This is a genomic window from Burkholderia cepacia (assembly GCF_029962485.1).
Classification (GTDB): Bacteria; Pseudomonadota; Gammaproteobacteria; order Burkholderiales; family Burkholderiaceae; genus Burkholderia.
Genome location: NZ_CP073638.1, coordinates 2,036,997 through 2,049,828 on the forward strand (window position 1 = coordinate 2,036,997; position 12,832 = coordinate 2,049,828).

Annotated in this window: 12 protein-coding genes; 6 read left to right on the top strand and 6 right to left on the bottom strand. The window is 66.3% G+C overall.

The features are described 5' to 3' along the window. Nucleotides 1-25: 25 nt before the first annotated feature. Entirely contained in the window at nt 26-706 is a 681-nt protein-coding gene (locus KEC55_RS25465) for an MgtC/SapB family protein (protein WP_176051424.1), read from the bottom strand. Between the two features lie 245 nt (nt 707-951). Between KEC55_RS25465 and KEC55_RS25470 the strand changes: the two genes are divergently transcribed. From KEC55_RS25470 to KEC55_RS25485, 4 genes are all read left to right on the top strand, one after another. Beyond that, the gene (locus tag KEC55_RS25470) at nt 952-1,896 is read left to right on the top strand and encodes a choline ABC transporter substrate-binding protein (RefSeq protein ID WP_282507888.1); all 945 of its coding nucleotides are present in this window, start codon (nt 952-954) and stop codon (nt 1,894-1,896) included. Nucleotides 1,897-1,919: 23 nt separating this feature from the next. Next, the gene (locus KEC55_RS25475) at nt 1,920-2,600 is read left to right on the top strand and encodes an HAD family hydrolase (RefSeq protein WP_176051422.1); all 681 of its coding nucleotides are present in this window, start codon (nt 1,920-1,922) and stop codon (nt 2,598-2,600) included. 168 nt (nt 2,601-2,768) lie between these two features. Then, nucleotides 2,769-2,906 carry a hypothetical protein gene (locus KEC55_RS25480; protein ID WP_282507889.1) on the top strand — a complete coding sequence of 46 codons (138 nt, stop codon included), beginning with the start codon at nt 2,769-2,771 and terminating at the stop codon, nt 2,904-2,906. A 44-nt stretch (nt 2,907-2,950) separates the two neighbouring features. Then, a complete protein-coding gene (locus KEC55_RS25485) occupies nt 2,951-5,401 on the top strand; it encodes a phosphocholine-specific phospholipase C (RefSeq protein WP_282507890.1) in 2,451 nt (816 codons plus the stop codon). Between the two features lie 120 nt (nt 5,402-5,521). On the opposite strand, the gene KEC55_RS25490 is transcribed toward KEC55_RS25485, so the two are convergent. Both KEC55_RS25490 and KEC55_RS25495 read right to left on the bottom strand, forming a co-directional pair. After that, nucleotides 5,522-6,181: a M24 family metallopeptidase gene (locus tag KEC55_RS25490; RefSeq protein WP_282507891.1), complete on the bottom strand. Its 660-nt coding sequence runs from the start codon at nt 6,179-6,181 to the stop codon at nt 5,522-5,524. A 222-nt stretch (nt 6,182-6,403) separates the two neighbouring features. Next, nucleotides 6,404-7,567 (bottom strand): porin, encoded by a 1,164-nt coding sequence (locus KEC55_RS25495; RefSeq protein ID WP_282507892.1) that lies wholly within the window; start codon nt 7,565-7,567, stop codon nt 6,404-6,406. A gap of 757 nt (nt 7,568-8,324) precedes the next feature. Here KEC55_RS25495 and KEC55_RS25500 point away from each other — a divergent pair. Further along, complete coding sequence (locus KEC55_RS25500; protein WP_282507893.1) at nt 8,325-8,915, top strand: GNAT family N-acetyltransferase; 591 nt, start codon at nt 8,325-8,327, stop codon at nt 8,913-8,915. 30 nt (nt 8,916-8,945) lie between these two features. On the opposite strand, the gene tam is transcribed toward KEC55_RS25500, so the two are convergent. Next, entirely contained in the window at nt 8,946-9,731 is a 786-nt protein-coding gene (tam, locus tag KEC55_RS25505) for a trans-aconitate 2-methyltransferase (protein WP_282507894.1), read from the bottom strand. Nucleotides 9,732-9,860: 129 nt separating this feature from the next. Between tam and KEC55_RS25510 the strand changes: the two genes are divergently transcribed. Beyond that, a complete protein-coding gene (locus KEC55_RS25510; RefSeq protein WP_282507895.1) occupies nt 9,861-10,757 on the top strand; it encodes a LysR family transcriptional regulator in 897 nt (298 codons plus the stop codon). A 16-nt stretch (nt 10,758-10,773) separates the two neighbouring features. Here the strand turns inward: KEC55_RS25510 and KEC55_RS25515 are convergent, their stop codons facing one another. After that, entirely contained in the window at nt 10,774-11,532 is a 759-nt protein-coding gene (locus KEC55_RS25515; RefSeq protein ID WP_282507896.1) for a transporter substrate-binding domain-containing protein, read from the bottom strand. Between the two features lie 40 nt (nt 11,533-11,572). Further along, the gene (locus KEC55_RS25520; RefSeq protein WP_282507897.1) at nt 11,573-12,763 is read right to left on the bottom strand and encodes an amidohydrolase; all 1,191 of its coding nucleotides are present in this window, start codon (nt 12,761-12,763) and stop codon (nt 11,573-11,575) included. Between the last annotated feature and the right edge of the window lie 69 nt (nt 12,764-12,832).

Sequence of the window (12,832 nt, forward strand, 5' to 3'; positions counted from 1 at the left end):
ACGTCAATGTTATTCGAACGACGAACTACGCAGCGCTCTCCTCCATTTTTTTGATGCCGACGAGGGTCTGCAGGGATTGACGGACCACCTGGAATTCACGGCTCGTCATCTTCGAAAACACCACGTGGATATGGTCGTCGTCGGGTGTCGCGTCGTCCTGCTCGATGATGAACTGGACGATGCGCGCCTGGTCGATGCCGGGCATCGACTGCAGCGACGTCAGCTTCACGGCGCCGCGGCTCGCGAGGATGCGCACGCCCCGGCGCTGCCGCTCGGCGAAAAAGCGTTTCTCGATCGGCTTCAGGCCGGCCAGGATCGCGAGCACGATCGCCGTCGCGGCGATCGCGGCCACGTACATGCCGCCGCCCACGGCCAGTCCGACCGCCGCGACGACCCACAGGCTCGCCGCGGTCGTCAGTCCGCGGATGATCTCGCCGCGCAGCATGATCGACCCCGCACCGAGAAAGCCGATACCCGACACGACCTGCGCGGCGACGCGCGACGGATCGAGCGACACGTTCTTCGCCTCCTGGATATCCGCGAAGCCGAACGCCGACACGATCATCACGAGCGCGGCGCCCACGGCCACCAGCATGTGCGTGCGCAGCCCCGCCGCCCATGACAGGCGCTCGCGCTCGATGCCGACGATGCTGCCGAGCAAGGCCGCCAGCAACAGGCGGGAAACAATTTCCAGCTGACTGATCATTCGAGGTCTCCTTCCTTACGGATTCACTTGATGACGCATGGACCGCGCGGACCGCATCCCGGCTTTTCCCGCCTTCGCGTGCGGCGGGTTGTATTTTTGTGCAATCTTGCGATTTTGTGCGTTCTAATATACGGTACGCAAAACGACAAAGCCAGACCCAAGTTCGTTTGTTTCATCCGATCCGCGCGATCAATCGTCAGACCAATCAGGCAACACGATCCGAAACACTTGCTTAGGAGACCATCATGATCAAGAAGGCATGGATGCTGGCAGCCACGTTGGTGGCGGCGCTGGCTACGGCCCCCGTTCACGCATCCGAAGGCGACGTCTGCAAGAAGGTGACGCTCGGCGATGTCGGCTGGAGCGACATCGCGGCCACCACCGGCGTCGCGATGATGCTGCTCGACGGGCTCGGCTACGAGGCGGCCAAGACGATCGCGTCGCCGCCGATCGTGCTGGCCGGCGTGAAGAAGGCGCAGATCGATGCGTTCCTCGGCTACTGGGATCCGAGCATGACGCCGACCGTGAAGCCGTTCGTCGATGCCGGCGCCGTGCACCTGCTGCCGCAACCGAACTTGGTCGGCGCGCGCTACACGCTGGCCGTGCCGCAGTACGCGTCGGACAAGGGCCTCAAGAGCTTCGCCGATATCGCCAGATTCCGCGACCAGCTCGACGGCAAGATCTACGGGATCGGCGCCGGCAACAACGGCAACGCGCTGATCCAGCGGATGATCGACAAGAACGAATTCGGACTCGGCGGCTTCAAGCTGGTTGAATCGAGCGAGGCCGGGATGCTCGTCCAGGTCACGCGCGCGGTGCAGGAGCACCGGATGATCGTCTTCCTGGCCTGGGAGCCGCATCCGATGAACCTCAACTACAAGATCGCGTATCTCGACGGCGGCGACACCGTGTTCGGCCCGAATTACGGCTCGGCGAAGGTCTACACGCTCGTCACGCCCGGCTATCTCGAGCGCTGCCCGAACGTCGGCCGGCTGCTGACCAACCTGAAATTCACGACCGACGAAGAAAACCAGCTGATGGTGCCGATCATGAATCACGCCGATCCGATCGCGGTCGCGAAGGAATGGGCGAAGAAGAATCCCGGCGTGCTGTCGAAGTGGCTCGACGGCGTCACGACCATCGACGGGAAAAACGCCAGGGACGCGATCGAGAAGCTCATCGGCGCGTAAGCACGCAATCCACGGAATGACCCATGCACAAGAATCTCGCGCTGTTCGACCTCGATCACACGCTGCTGCCGCTCGACAGCGACCAGGCCTGGAGCCGCTTCATCACGCGGGTCGGCTGGCAGGAGGATGACGCGCATACGGCGCTGATCGACGAGCACTACGGCCACTATGCGGCCGGAACGCTCGACATGGACGCGTATCTCGCCGTGACGCTCGCGCCGCTCACGCGCTACTCGCGCGAGCAGCTCGCACGCTGGCATGCGCAGTTCATGGACGAGGTGATCCGGCCGGCGATTACACCGGAGGCCCGCGCGCTGGTCGACCGGCATCGCGAGAACGGCGATCTCTGCTGCATCGTGACGGCGACCAACGTCTTCGTCACACGACCGATCGCGGCCGAGTTCGGGATCGAGCACCTGCTCGGCATCGAGCTCGATACCGACGACGGCACGCCGGCCGGGCAGTTCACCGGGCGCAGCATCGGCGTGCCGAGCTTCCGCGAAGGCAAGATCGTGCGCACGGCCGCATGGCTGAGATCGCTCGGCTACCTGCCGTCCGATTTCGAACGGACCTACTTCTACAGCGATTCCATCAACGACGTGCCGCTGCTCGACTACGTCACGCATCCGGTCGCGACCAATCCCGACTCGAAGCTTTCCCAGGTAGCCGGCAAACGCGGCTGGCCTGTCATGAAGTTGTTCTGATTCGGGCGATATTCTCTGCTGTCCATTTTCATGTCTGGAGGGGTAATGAAATACGGAGCACGCAGCAATCATCACGATCAATCAGGAATCCGATTTGAATCGGATCGAAAGCATGTTGTCAGGTCGCGCCGGTCGGAAAGCCGCTTTCCGCACTGGCGCGGCGTTTTCATGATCGCGCTGCTTTGCACGCTGTCCGCTTGCGGCGATGGCGACTCGGGCACCGCGGCCAACGTGGCGGCCGCACGCGCGGCCGCACCGGGTTCGGCGTCCACGCCCGTCCTGCACTGCGCGAGCGCGTGCCACTGACCGACGCAGGCCCCAAGGCCAGCCATCCACGACAGAGAGCGATCATGCAAAACAAACCCACAACACGACGCCAGTTCCTCGCCGATGCGTTGAAGCTCGCCGGTGCGACCGCGATCACGGGCATGCTGCCCGAAAGCATCGCGCGCGCCCAGGCCATTCCGGCGGCCACCGTGACCGGCACGATCCAGGACGTGAAGCACGTCGTGATCCTGATGCAGGAAAACCGCTCGTTCGACCACTATCTCGGCACGCTCGCCGGCGCGCGCGGCTTCGGCGATCCGCGGCCGGTCGTGATTTCGAGCGGGTATCCGGTGTGGCGCCAGCCCTGGCTGCTGTCCTACGTGTTCCCGTTCAACCCGTCCCCGCCCTCCGGCATGGCGAACGGCGACACGTACTACGGTGACCTGGACCACAGCTGGACCGGCACGCACAGTGCCTGGAACAACGGCCGCTACGACAACTGGGCCGACGCGAAGACCAGCGGCACGATGTACTACTTCACGCAGAAGGACATCCCCTTCTACTACGCGCTGGCAAGCGCGTTCACGGTGTGCGACGACTACCACTGTTCGATGCTCGGCCCGACCGACCCGAACCGGCTGTATCTGTGGACCGGGTGCTGCGGCAACGTGCCGGGTTATTCGCCGTACACGGACAACACGATGACCGGCACCGGCTGGACGACCTTGCCGGAACGGCTGAACGCGGCCGGCGTCACGTGGAAGTTCTACCAGGACAAGGGCAACGGCCTGGATGCCGGCCATGCGTACGGCAACTCCAACAGCGCCGGCAGCACGCTCTGGTGGAACGGGAACTACGGCGACAACATCGTTCTCAACTTCAAGCAGTACCAGAACCTCGGCGCCAACGATCCGCTGGCGCCCGCGATCAACGGCACGCAGATCGACCCGAGCGGCGGCGGCAAGGAATACGACACGAACCTGTTCAGCCAGCTGCAGGCCGACGTCGCGAACGACACCTTGCCGCAAGTGTCGTGGATTGCCGCGCCTTACGCGTATTGCGAGCATCCGTCGTGGGCCGCGAGCGGCGGCGAATGGTACGTGAGCAACGTGCTGAATGCGCTGACCTCGAATCCGAAGGTCTGGGCCAGCACGGTCCTGCTCGTGATGTACGACGAGAACGACGGCCTGTTCGATCACGTCCCGCCCGCCGTCCCTGCCAGCTCCGCGGCCGGCACCGGGCAGTCGACCGTGTCGACGGCCGCGGAATTCGTCGCCAGCGGCGGCAGCGCATCGGATGGCTCGGCGAGCGGCGACGTGCCGATCGGGCTCGGGCCGCGCGTGCCGATGTTCGTGATCTCGCCGTGGTCGAAGGGCGGCAAGGTGAATTCGCAAGTCTTCGATCACACGTCGGTGGTCCGCTTCCTGGAGGCGCGCTTCGGGTTTCAGGAATCCAATATCTCGCCGTGGCGACGCGCGGTCTGCGGCGACCTGACGTCGGCCTTCGATTTCTCGAACGCCGACCAGACCGTTCCCGCGATCCTGCCGCCGGCGAGCAACATGAACCCGAACGGCCCGGCCGTCCTGATCCCCTACCCGACCACCACCGCGGTGCCGGCGCAGACGGCAGGCCGCAGCACCGCCTGCCGCCTGCCCTACGAGTTCTTCGTGCAAGGCAAGGTCAACCGCGCCGGCAACGCGCTGTCGCTGACGATGACCAACACCGGCACCGCCGGCGTCCACCTGCAGGCGTGGGTCGACGGCACGAGCACGATCCCCCGGCATTACACGATCGCGGCCGGCGCCGGCCAGTGCGCGAACCTGTCGGATTCGCTCGCGCTGAATGCCGGCGGCAGCTACGACTATTCCGTCTACGGCCCGAACGGCTTCCTGCAGACGTTCCGCGGCAGCGTCGGTTCGTCCGGCAACACGGGATCGACCGCCGAAATCAGCCTGTGCTACGACGTGGCCAACGGCAACGTGCAGATCACGCTCGACAACTCCGCCGGCTCCGGCGCGACGACGTTCCAGCTCACCGACAACGCATACGGCATGAACACGCGGCAGTCGGTGACCGTCGCCGCCGGCGCGACGCAAGCCGTCACGTGGTACGGCGACGGCGGCTGGTACGACGCAAGCATCCGCGACGCGAACGATCCGAACTTCCTGCGCCGGGTGGCCGGCTGCGTGCAGACGCAATCCGGCCTCCTGCTCACGGATTCGGCAATCGGCAATTCCGGCAAGAAGTTCGTCGCGTCGCTCGCTTCGCAGGGCTCGACGTTCGGCACGCTGCGGTTCGACTACGTCGCGCCGCCGTGGAGCCACAGCCCGAAGAACTGGGTGGGCATCTTTGCGCATGGCGCGCAGCCGATCAAGGGCAGCTACAAGTCGTGGGCGTACGTGCCGAAGAGCACCGGCTCGCTGCTGCTCTCGTCCACGGCCAACAGCACGCTGGCGTCGGGGCAGTACGATGCGTGGTACCTGTTCGACGACGGCTACACGCCGCTCGCGGGCCCCGTCACGATCAACATCTGACGGCATGGCCAGACCGTGCCGGCCGCCTGGATGGGGCCGGCACGCATTCGGGCGCGACGTGCCACGTTGCGCCCGAATGTTTTTCCAGCCGCCCTGCACGCGCTACGGGCACGACAAGCGCTACACGAGCAAGTCTTCGTAGAATGCGCCGAACGGCCGCGTCGGGTGCGCGATCTGGATTTCGAGGATCCACAAGCCGGCGGCTGGCGCGGCATCGAAATCGCCGAGATTGCCGGCCTTGTAGATCGCGTGCGGGAAATCGCTGACGCGATGGCCCTTGATGTCGACGTTCAACCGGAAGCCGTGTGCGTCGGCGCGTTGCGCGGCGAATTCGTACAGCGCGATGCCCGCGCAGCCAGTGGTGCGCCAGTGATGCTCGACTTCGTCGTAGATCACGCGCGCCGCGTGCGCACACGCATGCATGTCGGGGTCGTCGCCGGACACGAACGTCGCGCCCGCGTCGCCCTCATGCTTCGCCCACACCGCGCCCAGGTCGATGAAGAAGATGTCGTCGTCGGCGAGCACCGGGTCCGCCACCGAGCGCGCCTTGAACGTGCGCAGCGTGTTTTCCCCGAAGCGGACGAGCACCGGATGCCAGATCCGGTCCATCCCGAGCGCTTTCAGCACGCTCAGCCCGAGTGCGTTGGCCTCCGATTCCCGCATGCCCGGCCGAATGCCGTCGGCAATGGCGTCGACGGCCTGCCAGGTCATGGTTCTTGCGTGCTGCATCGCGTCGAGAGAAAAGGCTTCGCCGACGGCTTCGCGTTGCGTCGAGTTCAAGATGGGGCTCCCGTATGGGTGAATGTGGGGCGACACGATCGACCGTCGCCTCGATATGCATGATCGAATATATCGCTTTCCGGGCCAGCGCGTTTCCGGGCCATCGTGTCGCCCACAGCAAAACGGGCGCTCCGATGGGAGCGCCCGTTGTTGTGCCGGCTCAGGTTCCGGACATCGCGACGGGTGCCGCCGACATCGGCAACGCCCGCCTTCCCGCGTCGATCAGAACTTGTGACGCAGGCCGATCCGCGTGACGAGCTGCGTGTTCGCACCCGCGTTGCCGATGAACGACCCCGACGAACCGATCTCGGCCTGCACCGGCACCACGCGGCCATTGATCGTGTTGCTGCCCGACGCCTTCTGGTAGGCCGCGCTCACGTACACGTCGGTGCGCTTCGACAGCGCATAGTCGAGCGCGGCGTTGACCTGGTGCCACTTGCCGTCGAAGCGGCCGTCGAGCTTCGAGAACGTATAGCCGAGGCCGCCGCTCAGGGCCGGCGTGAACGCATAACGGCCGCCGATTTCGTAGTTGTTCAGCTTCGATGATTCGCCCGACAACGGCGTGAACTTCGTATGCGTCCAGTTCGCCCATACGAGCGCCGCCGCGATTGCGTAGCGCGCGCCGACGCCGACCGTCTCGAGATCGCGCAGCCCCTGCGTGTTGATGTTCGCGATGCTCACGCCGAACGCGGGCGTCGCGCCGTTCGGGAAGCGGATGTTCGTGTACGCGGCGCCGATGCCGAACGGCCCTTGCGCGTAGTTCGCACCGAAGCTGTACGCACTCGACGAGCCTTGCGAACCGTTCGCGCCGGTCGTGGTCGGCGTGCCGGCAAACTGCGTCGAATTCGAGAAGCCGTACATCGCGCCGAACGTCAGACCCGCGAAGTTCGCGCTCTGGAACTTCACCGCGTTGTTGATGCGACTCGACGTCAGCTGGTCGAGATCGTTGATGTGATACGCGTAGTTGCCGGCCGGCGTCTGGCTGCCCATCGTGTAGTTCGCGCCGATGTAGTCGGTCGAGAACGAGTACTGGCGGCCGAACGTCAGCGAGCCGATCCCGTTCTTCGACAGGCCGACGAATGCCTGCCGGCCGAACAGCGCGCCACCCTGGCCGATCGTGCCGTCGCCGCTGCTGAAGCCGTTCTCCAGCACGAACAGCGCCTTCAGCCCGCCGCCGAGATCCTCGGTGCCGCGGATGCCCCAGCGGCTGCCCGACGCCACGCCGTCGCCGTACTTGACGAGCTTGTCGTGCCCGGCCGCTGTCGCGACCTTGTTCGAATACGTGATACCCGCATCGATCAGCCCGTAGAGCGTGACGCTGCTTTGCGCGTGCGCGGCGGTGCCGAACATCCCGAGTGCGGCCGCGGCCACGATGGTCTTATTCATGCTGCTTCCTCTTGTTGTTGACGCGCGCGCCTGCGTCGCAGCGAGACGCGCGGCGTATTGACGAAAAAATGGTTGACGGACGAGCGCAAGCTCCCGAACCGAAGGAACGCCGGACACGCCAATACCTCATGCGCGTGCACGATGTTCCGTTTCGATGCCAGTGTGGGCTTGCTGAAGCGGCATGCCGCAGGGGCGGCCGCTCGTGTTGCAGCGTCGGGAAGCGCGCGCACCGGTTGCGCATGCCATGACGACGCGTTGCTCCGGCGATGCAGGTCAGAATCTCTTCCGGCTTTCGTGGAGCAGGTGGACGACGTGACGCCTGACGGCGCCACGACCTTCGATATATTTTTCGGAATATATCGAGTTGTCACCAAACGGTAAACAATTATTCGGGTTCCTGTCGTCTTTCATCCACAGGCGAGCGCCGGCCGAACCGGATCGAAGACACGACGCACGGCAGCCCTCATCGCACGGCAGCAGCACCGTGGCGGCGCCGAAATCCAGCATAATCAGGCGGTTGAACGAACGCATCTGCCAGTGCGCGCAGGCCGCAAACGTGTGCGGCGCCGCCCGGCGCACGAGTGGCGCCTGGCCGGCAGCCGGACACGCGGCCGGTCTGTGCCGGTTTCGCGCGCGGCGAATTGTGCAGATTCAGAAAACGAAGAACGGAAACGGGCGCGATTCGACGCACATCGGTGCGCCGGCGATCGCGTCACCGACGAGACCACACCCTCCGCCGAAGACAGGACACCGACATATGGACCGAGCCGAGCACATCAGCATCGAACCGGCGATCTCGCTTGCCGCCGACGAACTGGACCAATGCGACTTCTCGTTCGACATCGCATGGGAGCTGAATGCGCCGTATCAGGATTTGCTCGACCTTCGCGCACTGCCCGCGCGCCGCAAGGACTACGGGTTCGATCCGGCCGGCTGGGCGGACGAAGCGTCGGGCAAGACTGCGCTCTTTCGCGCGACCGCCGGCGGGCAGTTCGCCGGGTTCGTGGCGGTCAGCCAGAGCTGGAACGGCATGGCCGAGATCGCCGAACTGGCCGTCGACCGGGAACATCGACGCCTCGGTATCGGGCAATTCCTGCTGGCGGCAGCGGAAGCCTGGGCGCGCAATCACGGGTTCGGCTTCATGCGGCTGGAAACGCAGGCGAACAATGTCGCGGCCTGTTCCACCTATGCGCGCGCGGGCTTCGCGCTCGGCGGCCACGACCGCTTCCTGTATGCGGATGGCGAGAACGCCGGCGAAGTCGCGCTGTTCTGGTACAAGGACTTGCGCGACGGGCAGACTGCGCGAATCCGCACGGTCGACCCGGAATCGATGCGGCCGGTGCGCTGACGCCCCGCCGCCCGGCGCGTCATTGCCACCTCACTTGCGCGTCGCGACGATGAACAGGCGCGGGAACGGCAGCAGCACGGTGCCGTCGTCGAGTACCGGGTAACCGTCCGGCCCGACGATCGCGTCGCGATAACGCGCGAGGAAGGCGCGCTGTTCGGCGTCGTCGAGCGCCGCAAGGAACGGCCGCAGCGCACTGCCCTTGAACCATTCGACGACCGCGTCCGCGCCGCCGCGCAGCGGATGGTAGTAGGTCGTTCGCCACACGTCCACGCGCGAACACAGCGGCGACAGCAACGCGTAGTAGTACCGCGCATCGAACCGCTCGGTGCGCGCCGCGTCTTTCAGCTTGCCGGCCCACGGCCCGCCCGCGGCGACGTCGCGCATCAGCCGGTGCGCGGGCTCGTCGAGATTGTCCGGCATCTGCACCGCGAGATGGCCGCCCGGCGCGAGCCTGCCGACGAGCATCGGGAACAGCGTGTCGTGCGCGGGCACCCATTGCAGCACCGCGTTCGACAGGATCAGGTCATAGCCGCCCGGATCGTCCCACGTGGCGACATCGGCGAGATCGAAACGCAACGCCGGCAGCCGCTTGCGCGTGGCCGCGACCATGTCCGCCGACGCGTCGATCCCGTGGATCGTCGCATCCGGCGCACGTGCAATCAGCGCCTCGGTCGAATTGCCGGGCCCGCAGCCGATGTCGATCGCGGTATGGATGGGCGTCTTCGGCACGGCGGCCAGGAGGTCGCGCACCGGCCGCGTGCGTTCGTCCTCGAACTGCACGTACTGGTTCGCGTATTGATCGAGTGGGGTCGTCACGAGGGTTCTCCTTGTCGGCACGGACGGCAAGCGCACCGGGATCCGCGCAGCCGTCGATGCTGCGCATTCTGCGACCGCACGCGACCTTCAGTAAAATGAATTTAATATCGTAATTGATTCAAAATTCTGATGAAGATCGATACGCTCGGTGTCCAGGCTTTCGTCGCAATCGCCGACGGCGGCAGCTTCCGGCAGGCGGCCGATACGCTGCACGTCACGCAGACGGCCATCACGCAGCGGCTGCGCAAGCTCGAATCCTATCTCGGCGTCGCGCTGGTTGAGCGCACGACACGCCGCACCACGCTGACCGAGATCGGCCGGCGCTTCCTGCCACAAGCACGCCGGCTGCTGAACGAATTGTCCGACGCGCTGACCGAAATCCGCGAGACGGGCCTGAGCCAGCGCGGCGACGTCACGATTGCGTGCGTGCCGACGGTCGGCGTGCAATACCTGCCCCGCATCCTGCGCGCATTCTCCGCGCACCGGCCGCACGATCGCGTGAAGATCCTCGATCACGCGTCGGCGTCGGTACTGCAGGCCGTGCTGCATCGCGAGGCCGAGTTCGGCATCGGCATCGCCGGCGACCAGCATCCCGAACTGGTCAACGTCCCGCTGACGAGCGATCCCTACGTGCTGGTGTGCCGCGACGATCATCCGCTCGCGAAACGGCGGCGCATTCGCTGGGCCGCGCTGCAGCCGCATCCGCTGATCTTCGCGGGCGAAGTGAGCGGCAATCGCGGGCTGCTCGACGGCGCGCTGAAGACGAGCGGCGTGTCGCTGCATTCGTTCTACGAGGTGCAGCGCAGCTCCACGGCGCTCGGGCTCGTTGCGGAAGGACTCGGCGCGGCCGTCGTGCCGAAGCTCGCGATCCAGAAGAACGCGTATCCGATGATCCGCACGATCGAGCTCGTCGAGCCGTCGGTGTCGCGCACGCTCGTCCTCGTCACGCGTAAAAGCGCACAACTGTCGCCGGCCGCGCGTGCGCTTTACGACATGATCGTCGAGCGGGCGGCGCCGGCGCGGTAACGGCAGGCCTTGGCCTTCACTCGGCGCCGCCGCCCGCGCCGAGATGCTGCCGCTCGAGGCGTGCGATCGTGCCATCCGCCTTCAACCGCGCCAGCGCCGCGTCGAGCAGCCGCAGCGTTTGCGCGTCGCCCTTGCGCACGCCGATCACGCTCGCGGCGCCGGCGATCGCGGGATCGTCGATGCGCGGCCCAGACAGCATGAAGCGCGCGCCTTGCGGCTTGTCGAGGAAGCCGAGCCGCGCGGCCGTACCGAGCACCAGCGTGCCGTCGAGACGGCCGTTCGCGAGATCCGCATAGATACTGTTCTGGTCCGAGTATTCGTGCATGACGACGCCGCGCGGCTCCCAGTTCGCCTTCACGAACGCGGCCTGCGTCGAACCCTGCAGCACGCCGATCCGCTTGCCGGCCAGCGATGCCGGCTCGGGCATCAGCCGGCGGTCGCGCGCGGCCACGAGCCGGATGTCGGCCGCGTAGAGCGGCTGCGTGAAATCCATCACGCGCCGCCGTGCGGCAGTCGGCGCCATCGACGCGTCGATCGCATCGAACTTGCGCGCGGCGAGCCCCGCGACGAGGCCGTCGAAACTGCTCTCGACCCACACGCAGCGCACCTGCGCCGCCGCACACACCGCGTTGCCGATGTCGATGTCGAGGCCCGCGAGCCGGCCGTCAGGCGTCTTGTATTCGTAGGGCGGATAGGTCGGGTCGGTGCCGAAACGCAGCGTCGCGCCGGCGGCGGCGGCCTCGCCCGAGGCCACCGATGCGGCGATGGCCAGCATCGCTGTCAGCGCGCGGACGACTCCGCGGTACCGTCGTGCTTCACAGGTCATTGCAATCGCCTCCCGAACTTTCCTGCCGACGCGCAAGCCGCGCACGCGCAAGCGTCACGAAATAGCGCACGCCGAGCGGCAGCACGTCGTCGTTGAAATCGAACTCGGGGTGGTGGCAGTACACGCCGCCCTGCCCGATCAATGCGTACGCGCCCGGCCGGCGCAGCAGGAATTCGGAGAAATCCTCCGAGCCGTTGAGCGGCACGAAATCGCGCAGCACGTTCTGCGTGCCGAACACGTCGGAGGCGGCCGCGGCGGCCGCCTCCGCCTGCTCGCGATGATTGACCGTCGCCGGCGAGCTGTTCGCGAAGTCGACCGAGATCGCGCACTCGCTCGCCAGCGCGACGCCCTCGCAGATGCCGCGAATCCGCGCCTTCGCCAGCGTACGCACGCGCTCGTCGAACGTGCGCAGCGTGCCGGTCAACGCCGCGTGACTGGGGATCACGTTCGGCGCGCTGCCCGCATGGATGCTGCCGATGCTCACCACGGCCGCGGCATTCGGCTCGACCGTGCGGCTCACGACGGTCTGCAACGCGCAGATCAGCTGCGCGGCGGCCATCACCGGGTCCTTGGTCTTCTCCGGCGCCGACCCGTGGCCGCCGACGCCCACGATCGAGATCACGATCTCGTCGCACGACGCCAGCATCGCACCGTCGCGCACGCCGAACGTGCCGGGCTCGAAATGGGGCGCGTTGTGCAGCGCGTAGATCTCGTCGTAGCCGAAGCGTTCCTCGAGGCCGTCCGCGAGCATCGCATTCGCGCCGCCGCCCGTCTCTTCGGCCGGCTGAAACACCAGCACGATCGTGCCGGCGAAATCGCGATGCTTGCCGAAGTGGCAAGCCGCGCCCAGCAGCATCGCCGTGTGCCCGTCATGCCCGCAGCCATGGAACACGCCGTTGCGCAGCGACCGGTGCAGCGGCCGACCCTCCTCTTCCATAGGCAGCGCGTCCATGTCGGCGCGCAGCGCGATCGTGCGGCCCGCGCCGCGCTGCCCGCGCACGACGCCGACAACGCCCGTTCCGCCGATCCCCGTATGTGTTTCGATGTCCCACGCGCGCAGCTTCGCGGCGACCAGTTCGCTGGTGCGATGCTCGTCGAACGCCGTTTCGGGGTTGGCGTGGATGTCGCGGCGCAATGCGACGAGCTCGTCGAGATCGACGTCGATACCGTTCGTTGTCAAACCTGCCTCCTTGTATACTCGTGCCGTCTTGCCGGCCGGTGCCCACAAGATAAGCGCGCCGGGCGGCCG